The following is a 17,566-nucleotide window of genomic DNA, read 5'->3' as shown; positions in this document are numbered from 1 at the left end:
ATGAATGGTGGTATACAAATAGAGATCACAATAAAAATGGTGTAGCTGAATATGGAGGAATGGTTCACAGATTTAATAATTCTCCTGAAGAGATTATACTTGCAGCAGCATGGGAAAGCGGAATGGATAATGCAGTTAGATTTGATGTTGAAGGATATGGAAAAGATGATATAGGAGTAAAAGTATTTGAAAATAAAGATAAAAACAGTAAATTAATAGGATATTCTATCAACCAAGAATCTGTTGATCTGAACTCTTTCCTATATGCTGAAAAAATAGATCTAGCTCAAATGGCTGAAATTCTTGGAGAAAAAGAAGAGAGTGAAAACTTCTATAAATCAGCAGCTCAATTAAAAGAGTATATAAATGATAAGATGTTTGATGAGGTAACTGGATACTACTATGATTTACAATTTGATGAAGAGGGCAACACTAAACTTTTAGTAAACAGAGGAAAGGGAACTGAAGGATATATTCCATTATGGGCAAATGCAGCAGATAAAGAAAAAGCAGATAAGGTTGTAAAAAATATTTTAGATGAAAACGTTATGAATACTTATTTACCATTCCCAACAGCTGCAAAAGATAACCCTAAATACAATCCAACTAAGTATTGGAGAGGGCCAGTTTGGCTTGACCAAGCATATTTTGGAGTTATTGGTTTAGATAATTATGGATATAAAAAAGAAGCACAAGAATTAACAGTTAAGCTATTTGAACATTCAGAAGGTTTAATGGAAGGTGGAGCAATTAGAGAAAATTATAACCCTGAAACTGGAGAGGGATTACACTGCTCTAACTTTAGTTGGTCTGCATCAGTTTACTATTTATTATATAATAAATTTTATAATAAAGATTAGATAAAAATAATAATATATATTTCCCTCTATCTTAAATCTCTAAGATAGAGGGACTTTTTTAGATTCAAGGAAATTATAATTTTAAAGGCAATAGATTTTTATGTTAAGATTATATTGGAATTTTTATTATTACCAATAAATGAGGGGCGAAGAAAATAAAGAACAAGAGCATATTAGATTATCTCTTTATTAAATATTAAACAAAAGATTAGATAAAAGGTAAAATAAAAATAAGACTGTTGCAAATTGTTGATTTTATATCATAAGTTTATAAAGATATAAGAAAATTATAAATTTATTTTATAGATTATAGCAATAGAAACTCTCTAAAATTATAGTTTTTTATACGATTAATTATTTAATATGTTTTTAATAATAGTATTAAAAATATATTAAAATTTATTTATTGATAATATATATTTTAATATAAAAAAACTAAATCTTTATGAAAGGTTAAATTATATATGGTGTAAGTGTGAGAATTAAAAAATCTTTCATTTTATTTTCACATTTTAAAGTAGAAGTTTCTTTAATTAATTCAATTTCTTCCAATAATCCTTTAAACAATAAAAGATGTATTTCATTTAAAATATCTACATTTTTTTCATCTTTAACTACTTTCTTCAATAAAGTTTTATTTCTTTCATATATATTATCTTTCATAAATATTTCTAAATAATCAATATTCAATTTTTCTTTATATTCAGGAAAATAACTATAGAATTCTTCAAACAGGTTATAATCTTTTGTCAATTTAAAAAATATTCTTCTATATAAGTTAGGACTTAAAAAAGCATAATGAGCAAAGCACTCCCAAATTATCATATACTCTTCAAAAGAATTTTTAGCTATTTTTACTTTTTCCGATACCTCTAGTACATATTCTTGAATAAAATAGATTGAAGCTAATCCCAAAAGATGATCTAGATTGTCAAAATGATAATATATATTAGCACTATTCATATTTGTTTTAGCTGCTATTTTTCTTATACTAACATTTGTAATTCCAATTTCTTTTATTAATTCTATAGTTGCTGAAATAAAAATTTTATTTATACCTTTCATAAATTTCATCCTTTCAAAATAAAATGTTTTATTTTAATATATTTCTTTTTAATATAATAGCATTTTATTTTAAAAAAAACAAATATCTTATTGACAAAATTGGTTTTATGAGTTATACCAATATTATAAATTAATCGCGATTAAAATTAGGAAAAGACTAAGGGGGAGTAATGAATACTATTGAATCTATCAAAAAAAGAGGGTATGAAATTGAGAATCAACTAAAAACTGAAATTGAAAACATTTCAGATTATATTTTTAAAAATCCTGAATTGGGATTTGAAGAGTTTAAGTCAGTTGAATTTCTTACTAAAACTTTAAAACAACATGAATTTGAAATTATTGAAAATTATTGTGATCTACCTACTGCATTTAGAGCTGAGTTTTCTTGTGGAGAAGGTCCTAGTATAGCATTTCTTGCTGAATACGATGCACTTCCTGGATATGGTCCTGATAAAGTTCCTGGCCATGCTTGTGGACATAACTGGATAGCTGCTGGAACTTGCGGAGCTGCTATAGTTCTATCTAAATTAAAAGAAGATTTTAAAGGAAAGATTGTAGTTATAGGAACACCTGCTGAAGAAACTATTGGTGGAAAAGTTAATATGGTAGAAGCAAATGCTTTTGATGATATTGATGTAGTATTACAAATGCACTTAGAAAGTAATAATAATTTAGAATGTAAAACACTAGCTATTGATTGTATTAAATTCCAATTTACAGGAAAAGCAGCTCACGCTTCTTCTCATCCAGAAAAAGGAATAAATGCTCTTGATGCTGTTCAGTTAATGTTTGCTGGTATAAATGCTCTTAGACAACACATAACTCCAGATGCTAGAATTCATGGAATTATTACTTATGGTGGAGATGCTCCTAACACTGTTCCTGATTTTACTGAAGCAAAATTCCACATTCGTGCTGCTAATAGAAATTATTTAAATTCTCTTACAGAAAAAGTTGCAAATTGTGCTAAAGGTGCTGCTTTAATGACTGGAGCTGAGGTACATTTTGAAAAATTTGAAAATTCATTTGATAATCTTTTAAATCTTTCATCTTTACAAAACCTTATGAGAAGAAATCTAGAAAATGTAGGAGTTAATAAATTTCTAGAAGGTGGTAAAGGAGCTACTGGTTCTTCTGATATAGGAAATGTTAGCCAAGTTTGTCCAACTATGTATACTGAATTAGCCCTTAATATAGATGAAGTTTGTTTTGTACATGATGAAGCTTATTTAAAATATACAAACTCAGAAGAAGCTTATGATAAACTACATAAATCTGTAAAAGCAATGGTAGGAACTGCTCTTGATATTTCCTTAGATAATATGATTTTAAAAAGTATAAAAGAAGAATTTGATATTTTAAAAAGGAAGTAATTTCAATGGAATTAAAAGGATATATATTTGCTATTTTAGTTGGAATTGGTTGGGGAACTGTTGGACTTTTCTTTGCTGAAATGTCTAAATATAACATGGGAGTCTATGATATTATAACTGCTAGAATGCTTTTTGCATTTATCGCTGGAATTATACATATCATTTACACTAAAGGAATTAAAGAGTTAAAAATCTCTTTAGGCTCTTTAAAAACAGCTGCATTAATGGGAATAGTAGCTCAGGGATTAGTTAATGTTTTTCTATTCCTTTCAATTGAAAAAAGTGGAGTAATTGTTGCTACTCTTCTAATGAGTTTAGGTCCTGTATTCACTTTGATTTTTTCAAGAATTTTATATAAAGAAAAGTTAAATAAAGGAAAGATTAATGCTTTGATTTTAACAGCTATTGGAACTATAATTTTAGTTACAAATGGTTCCATTATTAATTTAGAGTTTAATTTTTTAGGAGTAATATATGGACTTCTTTCTGGAATATGTTTTGGTTTATATCCTATAATCAGTAAATCAATTTCTGGAAATAACAATCCTAATGTAGTAATGATATATAGTTTTGTAATAGTGGTTATTATGCTACTACCATTCTTAAATGTAGGAAATTTCATAACTTATCATAAATTAACTGCAAATTTTCTTGTTAGTATATTATTTGCAGTTGTGCCAACTTTGCTTTGCCACTTACTATTTATAAAATCTTTAAATTATATATCTGCAACAAAAGCAGGAATAATAACTCTTCTTCAAATTCCTGCTGCTACAATGTTTGGAATAATGTTTCTTAATGAGCAAATATCTATTTGGAAAATTATTGGTATTATCTTAATAATAATAGGAATCTTGTTAATAAAAATGCAAGATAAAGAAAAAAATTAAAAGGAGTTATTTAAATGGAGTTAAAAAAGAAAAAATTTCAGGTACCTCATACCTATGTAATTATTGGAATATTATTAGCGATTATCACTATTTTAACTTATATTGTCCCTGCTGGAAGCTTTGATAGAATTGAAGATGCTGAGTTAGGGAGAACCATGGTTGTTCAAGGTTCATTTAAATTTATTGAGCAATCTCCTGTATCACCTTTCAGAATGTTTATGGCTATTGTTGAAGGAATGGTTAGTGCTTCTGATATTATCTTCTTTATTTTCTTTGCTTATGGATTTGTTTTTCTTTTAATTAAAACAGGAGCTTTCTATGGCTCTATGGGGGCTTTAATTAAAAAATTCAAAGGTAAGGAAGCTTTTATTTTACCTTTCTTTATGATAATGTTTGGTATCTGCGGTTCAACTTTTGGTTTATATGAAGAGGTTTATGGACTTTTACCTGCTTTTATTGGAATTGCAATTGCTTTAGGTTATGATGGTCTTGTTGGAGGAGCTGCTGTTGTTTTAGGAACTGTTACTGGTTTTGCTGCTGCTACTTTAAACCCTTTCAGTATTGGAATTGCTCAAGGAATAGCAGGGTTACCTATAGGTTCAGGTATTGGATTTAGAATAATATGTTTCATTGTTTTCCAAGGAACTGCTATTCTATATTTAATGCATTATGCTAAAAAAGTAAAAGCTAATCCTGAAGCTTCTATTGTAAAAGGTGTAAAATTCAAAATCTCTGAAGGTATGACAAGAGAAGATATGGAAAAATTACCTTTTACTGGTAAACATAAACTTATTATGATGCTTTTTGTTTGCACAATTGCAGGACTTGTATATGGAACTAGCCAACTAGGATGGTATCTAACTGAATTATCTACACTTTTCTTAATTATGACTATAGCCATCGGACTTATTGGTGGGTTCAATTTAAGTCAAATAGCTAATTTCTTTGTAGAAGCTGTTTCTGATGTTATTTTCGGAGCACTTGTTGTAGGAATAGCTAGATCTTTAACTATTATCATGGATGAAGGTAAAATTATTGATACATTTGTTTATTATATCTCTAGTGGATTAACTAACTTATCTACAAGTATAGCTGCTATTGGAATGGTTATAGCTCAAAATATTATAAACTTTTTTATTCCTTCAGGTTCAGGTCAAGCAGCTACTTCAATGCCTATAATGGTACCTTTAGCTGATGCCATTGGTATGAATCGTCAAATAGCTGTTCTAGCTTTCCAATTTGGAGATGGTTTCTCTAACATGTTTTGGCCAACAGTTGTTACTACTGAATGTGGATTAATGGGGCTTCCTATTGAAAAATGGTATAAGTTTATGACTCCTTTATTTATAATAATGGTTATCTTACAATTTATAATGATTACTATTTCTGTTTTAATAAATTATGGTCCGTTCTAAGTAAAATGAAAATTAAACAAATAATTAATAATAAATAAATTTATAGTTTAAATAAAAAACTGCATCCTTTATCTTATTTTTCTAAGATTCTGGGAGCAGTTTTTTATATTTATTATATTATAAAGAAGTAACCATCAAATTGACGATTACTGTTTTATAAAAAATTGAAAAAATAGATGTTTTTACCTTTATTATGTTTTTGTTTTAAAAAATAATTTGACTTTTTTTTATAAAAAGTGTACTATTGTTGAAGATAATATAGTATTAGGTGCTTTAAAGCTTAATAGAGGAAGATGGGTGAAAAGCCCACACAGCCCCCGCTACTGTAAGGTGGACGAAACCAATTACCACTGGATTTTTTCTGGGAAGGTAGGAAGTAGGATGAAACCAAGTCAGGAGACTTACCTAATTCTAGTTTTTTATTTTTTCGGTGGGAAAAAAGATAAATTGTAAAATTTTATATTCTTTCATTTTACTGATAAAAAACAAAATTTAAGGGGGCTTGTAAGCGGCTATTTTGTTAATTATTATCAGTTTTTTTATTTTTTGAAAATAATTAACAAAATTTTTAAATTTTTTATTTTTTTGGAGGGAAAATGAAAAAATATTTATTGCTTATGAGTTTAATTGCAATCTCTACAGCTTATGCTGAAAATTCTATCAGACTTGATGAAACTGTAATTTCAACTACAGGATTTGAAACAAAAGTTAAAGATGAAGTTAAAAACATTAATGTTATCACTAAACAAGATATTCAAAAGAAAAATTATTCAAGTGTTGAAGAAGTTTTAAAAGATTCGCCTTTTGTTCAAACTGTTAATACAGACTATGGAGTAATCTTTGACTTAAGAGGACAAGGAAATAGAGCTTCAAATAGAGTTAAAATTCTAGTTGATGGTATCCCTGTTAATATGATGAATATGTTATATGGGACTGAATGTGCATTCCCTGTAAATAATATTCCAGTAGATCAAATTGAAAAAATTGAAATTGTTCCTGGTGGTGGTGGAGTTCTTTATGGAAATGGAGCTAGCGGAGGTTTTATAAATATTGTAACTACAAATAAAACTGGAAACTATGCTGTTGTAGATAGTAGCTATGGTTCTTATGATAATAGAAAATTAGATACTACTGTTGGAGTACAACTTACTGATAAATTATCAGCTAATTTAAGTTATTCTGGAAGAAACTCTAATGGATATAGAGATAACGAAAAAACTCAAAGTGATAACCTTACTGGTAGATTTAATTATCAATTAGCCGACAATCAAAAATTAACTTTAAAATTAGAGAAATATTCTGAAAACTATAGAAAATATGGATCTCTTACTAGAAAAGAACTAAACGAAGATAGAAGACAAACAGATCCTGATAACTTTAGAGATGGACACTTAAATAAGGAAAACTATTTAATTGGTCATGCTATTGATTTAGGAAATCTTGAAATTTCAACTAATGCTTTTATTGAAAACTCTCATGATAAACAGCTTCAAAATGTAGACAAAAGCTTATCAACATTTTGGACTAAAGAAAAGAAAACTGGAGCAAATATTAAAGGAAAGTATGCTTATAGCAAAGGAGATTTAATTTTAGGTTATGATTTTTTAAGAGAAGAAGCTAATAGCTATGGAGATGGAGTTATGGGTGGAAATAGATATGATATATCTAAAGATACTAATTCTCTATATATTTTAAATAGATATAATATTTCTGATAAGCTACAATTTAATTTAGGGTTAAGAGGAGAATTTTCTAAATATGATTTAGAATCTAATGATAAACAAAACAAAAGACTTCAAGATAATATAAATTTAGAAAATTATGCTTATGAAGCAAGTTTAAACTATCTATATTCAGATACAGGAAATACATATATTAAATATGAAAGAAGCTTTACTACTCCTACACCTAATGAATTTTTTGATAAAAGATATAAATTTTTGGGTATGGGACCTATGGGACCAAAGTATGAAGCTTTTTATGTTATAAATAATTTAAAAGAGGAAAAAACAGATAACTTTGAAATTGGAGTAAAAGATGTAATAGGTAATGCTTATTTTGCTGCTACAGCTTTTTATTCTCAAACAGCTGATGAAATTTCTAAAAATTCTGAAATTAAAGGAAAAATTGGTCCTGTATGGGAATATGAAAATTTAGATCAAACTAAAAGATATGGAGTTGAACTTTATTCAGAACAATATTTTGATAAATTAACTTTAAACCAATCTATTACTTATATAGATGCTGAAATTAGTAAAGGAGAGAAAAAAGGTGAAGATATTCCTTATGTTTCTAAATGGAGAGGAACTTTAGGAGCTAACTATCAATTTACAGAAAAATTATCATCTGACTTAGTTGCCAACTATTATTCTAAATCATTTAATGGTTGGACAACTCCTAGCTCAAAAAAACCTGCTAGAGATAAAGGTTATAAAAATGGTTATATAACTGTTGACTGGTCAGCAAGATATGCCTTTGAAAATGGATTAACTATTATAGGAGGGGTAAATAATATCTTTAATGAAAAATATTATCTATCTCAAGATGATGGAGCAGAAAAAAACTTTGGTTCTATGATGAAGCCTGATTATAGAGTTACAGGAGCATATATCCCAGCTCCAGAAAGAAACTATTATATAGGATTTAGATATGAAATATAGATTTTTACTAGCTATAACCGTAGTTACTACGGTTATAGCTTCATTTTATTTTTTAACTCTTGGAAGTATAAATATAACTTTTAAAGAAGTTATTGAACTTGCTTTTTCTGAAGAAAATAATCCTTTAAAAGTAATACTTTTTAATATTAGATTTCCTAGAATAATTACATCTATATTAATAGGAATGATGTTAGCTGGATCAGGAACTATTACACAAACTGTTTTTCGTAATTCCCTTGCTGACCCTTATATTATAGGAATATCTTCATCTGCTACCTTTGGTGCAGTACTTGCCTATATACTGAATTTTTCTGAATCAACATATGGAATTTTTGGTTTCATTTGTAGTTTAATTACATCTATTATAATTTTTAAAATCTCAAATTTTACTTCAAATACAAATGTTTCAAATCTTCTTATAATAGGTATTGCAATTTCTGCTCTTTTAGGAGCCTTCACATCTTTTGCAATTTATTTTATAGGAGAAGATTCATTTAAAATTATTATGTGGACTATGGGATATTTGGGCTATTCCTCTTGGGAAAAAATAGCTATTTTACTTCTTCCACTTATATTTTCAAGTTTCTATTTTTATATAAAAAGATTTGAATTAGATCTTCTTTTATGTAGTGAAGAGGAAGCATTTGCTATGGGAATTGATACTAAAAAATTAAAATTAAAACTTTTGGTAATCTCCTCTTTAATTGTAGGTTTTTCTGTAGCTTTTACTGGAATGATAGGCTTTGTAGGAATTATTATTCCTCATATAGTTAGACTCTTAGTAAAAAATTCAAATAGAAAAGTTATCCCTTTAGCAATGTTATTAGGGGGACTCCTTTTACTTATATCAGATACTATAGCTCGTATTATTATTGAACCTACTGAAGTTCCAATTGGAGTTATTACTGCTTTTTTAGGAGCACCTTTCTTCCTATTTTTAGCTTTCAAAAGGAGGAAAGTATGAAAATACTTACAATCAATAATCTTAATTTTAATTATGGAAATAAAGAAGTTTTAAAAGATATCAACCTACAATTTCAAGAAAAAAAAGTAATAGGTATTATGGGAATGAACGGTTGTGGGAAAAGTACTTTATTAAAAAACATTATTAATTTTTTGCATCCTGTTACTGGAGAGATAATATTCAAAACTGACTCTTTAGAAAAAAATATTATTAATCTTTCTCCCAATGAAAGAGCTAAAATATTTGGATTTATTCCACAAAAATCTCAACTTGTAGATGGATTTTCTGTTGAAGAAGTTATTACAATGGGAAAGGTTTCACAATTAAAAAATATGTGGAAAGGATTTTCTAATCAAGATTATGATGATATAAATAAACAATTAGCAAGATTTAAAATTGAAAAATTTAGATATATAGATATTAATAAATTGTCTGGTGGAGAACAACAAAGGGTATTTCTTGCAAGAGCTTTAGTTAATAATCCAGATATTCTTCTTTTAGATGAACCTACAAGTGCTTTAGATATTCATTATTCTATTGAGATAATGAATATTATAAAAAAAATTGTAAAGGAAAACTCTTTAATATGTTTAATAGTAATCCACGATTTAAATCTAGCCTCTCTATTTTGTGATGAAATAGTTTTTATGAAAGAAGGAAAGGTTATATATCATGACAGTACAATTGCTCTTTTTAAAGAGAATATCTTTGAGGAAATCTATAATTTTAAATGTGAAATCTTAGAAAAAAATAATATAAAGTATGTTATTCCAAAAAAATAGGAGGATTTATATGAAGAAAATAATCATTCTTTTTTTGCTTATTTATAGTATCTCTTTTGCTCAATATAATAGAATTATAATTATGGCTCCCTCTATGTTTGAAGTAGCTTGTCTTTTAAATGTAGAGGACAGGGTTATCGGACTTGGGCAGATAGGTAATGCTTCTGTATATCCAGAAGAAAAAAGTAAAAATATAAAAAAAATGGGAAATGCTTTTAGACCATCTATTGAAAAATTAATAGCTGAAAATCCTGATTTAGTAATAGTTAATGAGGGGGTAAATTTTCCTATAGAAGAGCTTCAAAAAAGAAATATAAATGTTATATCTTTTTCTACTAAAAGAATCGATGATATTTCCAATAATATAAAAAAATTTGCTACTTTAGTTGGAAAAGAAAAAGAGGCTGAAAAAATAATCAATAATCAAAAAGAAAAATTAAATTCTTTTCCTAACTTTAAAGATAAAAATATTAAAGGTATCTTTATTTACTCTACTACTCCCTTGATGGCTTTTAATAATGAAAATTTACCTGGAGATATTATGAAAGTTCTTGGAATTGAAAATATAGGTGCTTCGTTAAAAGGAACAAAACCTATTATAAATCCAGAATTTATTATACAAGAAAATCCAGATTTTGTAGCTGGAATTATGACAGTTGCCTCTATTGAACAATTAAAAAAATCTATTCCCATGTTAGAATATACAAATGCTGGCAAAAATAATAATATTTTTATTTTTAATGCTGAACTTATATATAGAAATTCTCCAAGAATGTTAGAAGGTATTGAAGAATTATCTAAAAAATTAGAAAATATAAGATAATTTTGGAGGTATAACAATGAAAAATATGATAATTAACCATATGAACAAAGATCATTCTGAATCAGTAAAAATGTATGCTGAATATTTTGGAAAAGAAAAAAATGTCAATGAAGCTAAATTATTAGATTTTAATGAAAATTATATGACAATAGAAGTTAATAATAAAAAGATAATAGAAGTGTCTTTTAGAAAAACTGTTCCTCTTGAAGAGTTAAAAGATGTCTTAATAGAAATGAGTAGAGAAGCTAGAAAAAATCTACAAAAATAGGTGGGGATATAAATTATGTTTAAAAAAAGATTGGATACACATCATGAAATTCAAAATGAAATTTTTAAATCTTTACCAAAAGAAGCTTTGACTAAAAAAGAATTTTTAGATTTTTTAAACACATCACCTGAAGATAATGAAGGTGGGATTTATGTACATACTCCTTATTGTGACAAATTATGTTCTTTTTGCAATATGAATAGAAAGTTCTGTCAATCTAATATGGAAGATTATACAGAACTTTTAATTAAAGAATTTAATAAATATGGTAAAACTAACTACATAAGAAACAAATTATTTTCTGTTGTATTTTGGGGTGGTGGAACTCCTACAATTTACTCAGAAGAGCAACTTATAAAGCTTCTTGAAGCTTTTAAAGACAATTTTTCTTTATCTCAAGACTATGAATGGACATTTGAAAGTACTCTTCATAATTTGAATTTAAAAAAATTAAAAATTTTAGAAAAATATGGTATCAATAGAATAAGTCTAGGAATTCAAACTTTTTCTAATAAAGGAAGAACTCTTTTAAATAGAACTTATTCTGAAGATGAAACTATAAGACGTATAAAAGAGATTCAAAATAATTTTAAAGGAAAAGTTTGTATAGATATAATCTATGATTATCCCTATGAAACTGAAGAAGATATTATACACGATGCTCAAAGATGTATTGAATTAAAAGTTGATAGTGTTAGTTTTTGTACTCTTATAATTTATGAAGGTGCTAAAATTTTTAACGATATTAAAAATAAAAAAACAACTTTTATTAGAGATGAAGAAAGAAATAAAAAATATCATAATTTACTTGTTGAAGAACTAAAAAAAGGTGGATATAAGCTTATTGAAAATGGAAAAGTAGCCATAAATGATGAATATAGATATATCAATTTTGTAAATTCAGGAAAAGATCTATTACCAATAGGTATTGGTGCAGGAGGAAATCTCAATAATATTGGAATATATAAATTAAATGAATTTATGGAATTTTATAGTCTATACACTCCTTTTGAAATAAAATTAAAGCTTCTTTATGGATTATTTCAATATCCTATTATTGATTTAAATTCTATAAAGAATATTTTTCCAGATAAATATTTAGAAATATATAATAAATTACTTGATTTTTCTCAAGAGGGTTACTTAACTATTGAAAATGATATTGTTACTTTAACTAATGATGGAATATATTATGGTCACTCTATTGATTATGAAATCTTAAAATTATGTTTAATATAAATAGAATATGAGAGTATAAATAATTTTATACATTTATTATCTCTTGATTATTAAGATTTTAATTTGTTTATAAGCTTGAAAGATCTCTATCTTTCAAGCTTTCTTCATATTGTGTTTTGCAGAAATTAATCCTTTTGATTTTATCTGAATTTTTTATATTTATATTATAATAATTTTTTCAAATTAAATTTCTATAAGAAAAAAAGTTTCAATTTAAAGTCCTATAAAAATAAAGAGTATAAATAACAAAACTATTTATACTCTTATATAAATTTATAAATCTAATTTCTTAATAAGTTCAACTGTATATTCTTGACACCAAATAGCAGTTTGAGGATTAAAATCTTCATTATGAATATCTGTATTTGAAAGAATTCTAACTCCCATAAATGGAATATTGAATGCTTTAGCAACTTGCGCAGCTGCAACAGTTTCCATCTCTTCAGCTGAAGTATTGTATCTTTCATGGATAAATTTAATTCTTTCAAGTTCTCTATTCCATTGGTCAGCAGTTCCAATAGTTCCTACTACAATTTTTCCATTTTTATAGTCTATTTTTTTTGCGATGTCTATAATTTTCTTTTCGCTAGAAAAATAAGGATAGTCAACAGTATTTCCTTTAGAATCTCTAATTCTTTGAACATCTTCAAAAAATATTCCATCTTTGTCATCTGCTGGTATTCCATATTCTTTTCTTTCAGTTCTAACAGCTCCTATATTAATAATTTTTTCTGCTAAAACTATATCTCCAGCATGTAATTTAGGATCATGTCCACCAGAAGTTCCTTGATTAATTATTAGATTAGGAGAATATTTCATTATACCAATTGTAGTAGCAGCTGAAGCATTTGTTATACCTATTTCAGTTCTTGATACTATAACAGTTTTATTTCCTATTTCTCCCTTCCAGAAAGTCCAAGACGCTATTTGTTCTTTTACTGGATTTGAAAGAGCTTTAATAAGATATTCAGTTTCAATATCCATAGCTCCTTGTACTAATATTGTTTCTTTTGCAAACAATGATGTTGTTAACATGAAAAGTCCTAATATTATTTTTTTCATTTTATCTCTCCTTTTGAATAATAAATATATAATTAGTACATTATATATTTAAGTTAGAAAATAATCAAGTTTTTTTATTAAATTATTTTCTAATATTTTTATAAGTTTTACTATTATAAAAAAAACTATTTATATATTAAAGTATATTCTTATTAATAAAAAAATAGGAATTAGTTAAAAAATTTTCAAAAAATGAAAATAATAAACTTTATAAAATTTAGTATGTTATGATACTAGTATTATAAATTTACTTATTGAACGAAAAAGGAGGAAAAAAATGAAAAAAAATACAGTTGTAATTGCAGGAGCAGGAAGTACACATACACCAGGAATAATTCAAAGTTTATTGCAAAAAAAAGAGGAGTTCCCATTAAAAAAATTAATTTTGTTTGATATTGATGAAGAAAGAATGAATATGGTTAAATCAATTATGTCCCAATTTATAAATGAAACTTATGATAATTTAGAAGTAATTTCTACTTCTAATTACGAAGAAGCTTTTACTAATGTTGATTTTGTTTTTGCTCAAATAAGACAAGGTGGACTAAAAATGAGAAGTTTTGATGAAAAAATTCCGTTAAAATATGGAGTTGTAGGACAAGAAACTTGTGGTCCTGGAGGATCAATTTCTTATGGAATTAGATCAATTCCAGCTGTTATAGAAATAATAAAACAAGCTAAAAAATATTCTCCAAATTGTTGGATATTAAATTATTCAAATCCAGCTGCAGTTGTAGCCGAAGCAACAAGAAGAGAATTTAAAAATGAAAGAATTTTGAATATATGTGATATGCCAGTAGCAATTTTATTATCTTATAGCAAAATGTTGGGCTTAAAAGATTGGACAGAATTGGATCCAGAATACTTTGGATTAAATCATTTCGGATGGTTTACAGCTCTTTATGATAAAACTGGAAAAGATAGATTACCAGAGTTAAGAGAAATGATTTTAACTAATGGAATGACAGCATGTAGTGATAGACATCATAAAGATAAAGATTGGCAAAAAACATGGAAGCAATATGCTGAAATAATAAAAGATTACCCAGAATATTTACCTAACAGCTATTTACAATACTATTTGTATTCTTCAGATATAGTTAAAAAAATGGATCCTAACTATACTAGAGCAGATATGGTAATCAATGGAAGAGAAAAAGAGATGATAGAAGAATATCATAAATATTTAGCTAATCCTTCGGAATATAAAAGCCCAGTACAAGAATTTACTGTTTTTGGAGATTTTATAGTGGATGCAGCTGTGTCAATTGCCTATAATAAAGGATATAGATATTTAGTTATTGTAGAGAATAATGGCGCTATTCCAAATATTTCAGCTGATACTATGGTAGAAGTACCAGCTTATTTAAGAAGTTGGGGACCAGAGCCAATAGCAAGAAAACCTATTTCAACTTTTTATAAAGGCTTAATAGAAAATCAGGCTGCTTCTGAAAAATTAGCTGTTGATGCTTATTTTGAAAATTCATATGATAAAGCTCTTCAAGCAATAGCAATAAATAAAACAATTCCATCAACAAATGTAGCTAGAGCAATTTTAGATGACTTAATAGAAGCAAATGGTGAATTTTGGCCAAAATTAGAAAAAGAATCTTATTAATTTAGGGGGAATATATGAATAAGAATAGACTATTTAGTGAATTTCAAAAATTGGGAAAAGTTCTAATGGCACCAGTTTTAATATTACCAATAGCTGGAATTTTGGTTGGGATAGGAAGTGGATTTACAAATCCAAAAATTTTAGAAATTTTTCCTTTTTTAAAACATATAACTATTTTTTTTAATATTTTAAAAGATGCAGGAAATGTTGTTAATAATAATATTCCTGTGATCTTTGCAATATGTATATCTTATGGTTTTGTTAAAAGTGAAAAGGCAACTGCTGCACTTAGTGGTTTTTTAGGATATATGACAATGAATACTATATTAGGAAGTTTCTTGATTTTTACAGGAGATTTGGATCCCAAAAATTTATTAATTGGTCAAAAACAAATATTAGGGGTTTTAACTTTAGATACAGGGGTATTTGGAGGGATTTTAGTTGGATTTTTAATTGCATATATTCATAATAAATTTTATAAAATTCAATTACCTGCAATTTTATCAATTTTTAATGGAACAAGAGCTATACCAGCACTTTCAATTATATGTTCAAGTATCTTAGGAATTTTATTAGCTTTTATATTCCCACCTATTCAACATTTATTAATTAAATCTTCAGATATAATTAATTCAATAGGAGCAAGTGGATCATTTTTATATGGTTTATCAGAGAGACTATTACTTCCATTTGGATTACATCATTTTATTTATTTACCATTTTTCTTTACACAATTAGGTGGATATATGAATATTGATGGAGTTATGGTTGAAGGAGCTGTAAATATTTATAATGCTATTTTAAGTTCTCCTACAGCAAAATTTGATGTAAATATTACAAGATTTGTAATGAATGGTAAAGTTCTTTTTGCAATGTTTGGATTACCTGGAGCGGCACTAGCAATTTATAAAACATCATTGCCTAAAAATAAAAAGAAAGTAGCAGCTTTAATGACAGCAGCTGTTTTGCCATGCGCTTTAATGGGAATAACTGAACCTTTAGAATTTGCATTTTTATTTGTAGCACCTGGTTTATTTATTATTCATTCATTCTTTGCTGGAATAGCATATATTTTAACTTATATTCTTCAAATAAATATTCCTGGACCATCAAGTTTTGGAGGACCTTTACTTTCTTTTATATTTAATGGTATACTAAATTCAAATAAAGGTTCTCATTGGTATTATCTTTTAATAGTCGGTCCTATATATTTTGTTTTATACTATTTTACTTTTAAAATATATATTGAAAAAAGAAACTTAAAAACTCCAGGAAGAGAAGAAAATTTTGATGGAGATATAGAAGAGGATATAAAAGAGAGTTCTATAAATAAGAATGTTTCAGTAGAGTTTTTAAATAAAATAATTAAAGCTGTTGGAGGAAGAGAAAACATATTGAAAGTTGATGCTTGTTTTACAAGACTTAGATTAACTTTGGAAAATAATTCAAAAATTAAAGATATAAAAATTTTTGAAAAAGATTTAGGGGCTAGTGGGGCAGTTTTAGTTGATAATGGTATTCAAATTATTTATGGAAATAAAGCAAATCTTTTAAAGATAGAAATGAGAGAATATTTAAAGCATGAATAAAAAATAGGAGATTAATATGTATTCTTTTTTTTCAAATTTAAAAAAGTGTAGAGATAATAATGAATTATATCCTAAAGTAGAAGTTATTATAGCTAATTACATTTTAGATAATCATAAAATTATTCCAACTATATCTATAAAAGAATTAGCTCAAAAATGTAATACTTCTATATCTACTATTTCTAGATTTTGTAAAAGAGTTAATGGAAGTGATTTTAAAACTTTAAAAGAAGATTGTAGAATTTATAATAATTTTTTAGAAGAAAAAGAAGTTATAAAACCAAATATAAAAAAATTCTCAGGGAAAAATTATTTGAATGATATATTTAAAGCTTTACAAGAAACAAGCTGTCTTAATGAAAATGAAAATATTAGAAAAACAATATTTTGGATAAAAAGAGCTAAAAAAATTTTTTTCTTTGGAACTTCTTTTTCAAATATTTTTGCACAAAATATAAGTGAAAAATTTATGAGATTAGGGAAAAATACTATTTGTCCTTTAACGATCTCTTCACAAGATAATATAATTAGTCAAATACATTCTGATGATTTAGCAATTATTATAAGTTTTTCAAATAATAATTTTCAAATTAATAGAATAAAAAATATTTTAAGAAAAAAGAAAATAAAAATAATATATATATCTTCAAGGCAAGATGTGGAAACTAATAATGAAATTACATTGCTAGTTTCTAAGTTAAGCTATAAGGAATTTGAATCACCCATAATTCAAGAATTTTCAATAAGTTATATTATAAATTATCTTTATTTATATTATACAGAAAAAGAGGATATATAGTAAATAATAAAAAGAATATATTAATTGTTTAATAATATAGCTGGAGTAGAAATATTTCCAGCTTTTTATTATAGATGAAAAATATGAAGTAAAATTTTTTTGAGAATTTACTTATAAAAAATGACTACCATAATTTTAAAATATAATATATAATAT

General features: G+C 26.2%; 15 protein-coding genes and 1 riboswitch. Of the genes, 13 read left to right on the top strand and 2 right to left on the bottom strand.

Annotated features, from left to right (window positions below):
- On the top strand, positions 1 to 860 hold an 860-nt coding region (locus tag I6E31_11045; GenBank protein MCF2640498.1), incomplete at its 5' end, for a hypothetical protein.
- Between the two features lie 453 nt (positions 861 to 1,313).
- On the opposite strand, the gene I6E31_11040 is transcribed toward I6E31_11045, so the two are convergent.
- Complete coding sequence (locus I6E31_11040) at positions 1,314 to 1,925, bottom strand: helix-turn-helix transcriptional regulator (protein MCF2640497.1); 612 nt, start codon at positions 1,923 to 1,925, stop codon at positions 1,314 to 1,316.
- Between the two features lie 170 nt (positions 1,926 to 2,095).
- Here I6E31_11040 and I6E31_11035 point away from each other — a divergent pair, with 170 nt between their 5' ends.
- The 9 genes from I6E31_11035 to I6E31_10995 all read left to right on the top strand — a co-directional run bounded on the left by I6E31_11035 (position 2,096) and on the right by I6E31_10995 (position 12,342).
- Complete coding sequence (locus I6E31_11035) at positions 2,096 to 3,301, top strand: M20 family metallopeptidase (protein MCF2640496.1); 1,206 nt, start codon at positions 2,096 to 2,098, stop codon at positions 3,299 to 3,301.
- Positions 3,302 to 3,306: 5 nt separating this feature from the next.
- Positions 3,307 to 4,191 carry an EamA family transporter gene (locus I6E31_11030; protein ID MCF2640495.1) on the top strand — a complete coding sequence of 295 codons (885 nt, stop codon included), beginning with the start codon at positions 3,307 to 3,309 and terminating at the stop codon, positions 4,189 to 4,191.
- Between the two features lie 14 nt (positions 4,192 to 4,205).
- On the top strand, positions 4,206 to 5,606 hold the full coding sequence (locus I6E31_11025) for a YfcC family protein (protein ID MCF2640494.1): 1,401 nt from the start codon (positions 4,206 to 4,208) through the stop codon (positions 5,604 to 5,606).
- A gap of 249 nt (positions 5,607 to 5,855) precedes the next feature.
- Positions 5,856 to 6,030, top strand: a riboswitch (cobalamin riboswitch).
- 172 nt (positions 6,031 to 6,202) lie between these two features.
- Positions 6,203 to 8,266: a TonB-dependent receptor gene (locus I6E31_11020; GenBank protein MCF2640493.1), complete on the top strand. Its 2,064-nt coding sequence runs from the start codon at positions 6,203 to 6,205 to the stop codon at positions 8,264 to 8,266.
- A complete protein-coding gene (locus I6E31_11015) occupies positions 8,256 to 9,230 on the top strand; it encodes an iron ABC transporter permease (GenBank protein ID MCF2640492.1) in 975 nt (324 codons plus the stop codon). The genes I6E31_11020 and I6E31_11015 overlap by 11 nt, the downstream gene beginning before the upstream one ends.
- Entirely contained in the window at positions 9,227 to 10,012 is a 786-nt protein-coding gene (locus tag I6E31_11010) for an ABC transporter ATP-binding protein (GenBank protein ID MCF2640491.1), read from the top strand. Before I6E31_11015 ends, I6E31_11010 begins: the two co-directional genes overlap by 4 nt.
- A 10-nt stretch (positions 10,013 to 10,022) precedes the next feature.
- Complete coding sequence (locus I6E31_11005; protein ID MCF2640490.1) at positions 10,023 to 10,835, top strand: ABC transporter substrate-binding protein; 813 nt, start codon at positions 10,023 to 10,025, stop codon at positions 10,833 to 10,835.
- A gap of 16 nt (positions 10,836 to 10,851) precedes the next feature.
- Positions 10,852 to 11,103 carry a DUF2470 domain-containing protein gene (locus I6E31_11000; GenBank protein MCF2640489.1) on the top strand — a complete coding sequence of 84 codons (252 nt, stop codon included), beginning with the start codon at positions 10,852 to 10,854 and terminating at the stop codon, positions 11,101 to 11,103.
- 15 nt (positions 11,104 to 11,118) lie between these two features.
- A complete protein-coding gene (locus I6E31_10995) occupies positions 11,119 to 12,342 on the top strand; it encodes a radical SAM protein (GenBank protein MCF2640488.1) in 1,224 nt (407 codons plus the stop codon).
- A gap of 273 nt (positions 12,343 to 12,615) precedes the next feature.
- On the opposite strand, the gene I6E31_10990 is transcribed toward I6E31_10995, so the two are convergent.
- A complete protein-coding gene (locus tag I6E31_10990; protein MCF2640487.1) occupies positions 12,616 to 13,404 on the bottom strand; it encodes a 5'-methylthioadenosine/S-adenosylhomocysteine nucleosidase in 789 nt (262 codons plus the stop codon).
- 277 nt (positions 13,405 to 13,681) lie between these two features.
- Between I6E31_10990 and I6E31_10985 the strand changes: the two genes are divergently transcribed.
- The 3 genes from I6E31_10985 to I6E31_10975 are packed head-to-tail and all read left to right on the top strand — an operon-like array spanning position 13,682 to position 17,410.
- Positions 13,682 to 15,022, top strand: a complete 1,341-nt coding sequence (locus I6E31_10985; GenBank protein ID MCF2640486.1) for a 6-phospho-alpha-glucosidase — start codon at positions 13,682 to 13,684, stop codon at positions 15,020 to 15,022.
- Positions 15,023 to 15,036: 14 nt separating this feature from the next.
- Positions 15,037 to 16,611, top strand: coding sequence for a PTS transporter subunit EIIC (locus I6E31_10980; protein ID MCF2640485.1), 1,575 nt, complete (start codon positions 15,037 to 15,039; stop codon positions 16,609 to 16,611).
- 16 nt (positions 16,612 to 16,627) lie between these two features.
- Positions 16,628 to 17,410, top strand: a complete 783-nt coding sequence (locus I6E31_10975; protein MCF2640484.1) for a MurR/RpiR family transcriptional regulator — start codon at positions 16,628 to 16,630, stop codon at positions 17,408 to 17,410.
- Positions 17,411 to 17,566 lie beyond the last annotated feature (156 nt).

Origin of the sequence: Fusobacterium varium (assembly GCA_021531615.1) — a bacterium.
In the GTDB taxonomy this organism is placed as follows: Bacteria; Fusobacteriota; Fusobacteriia; order Fusobacteriales; family Fusobacteriaceae; genus Fusobacterium_A; species Fusobacterium_A varium_C.
This window is presented reverse-complemented; position numbering and strand designations above follow the sequence as displayed.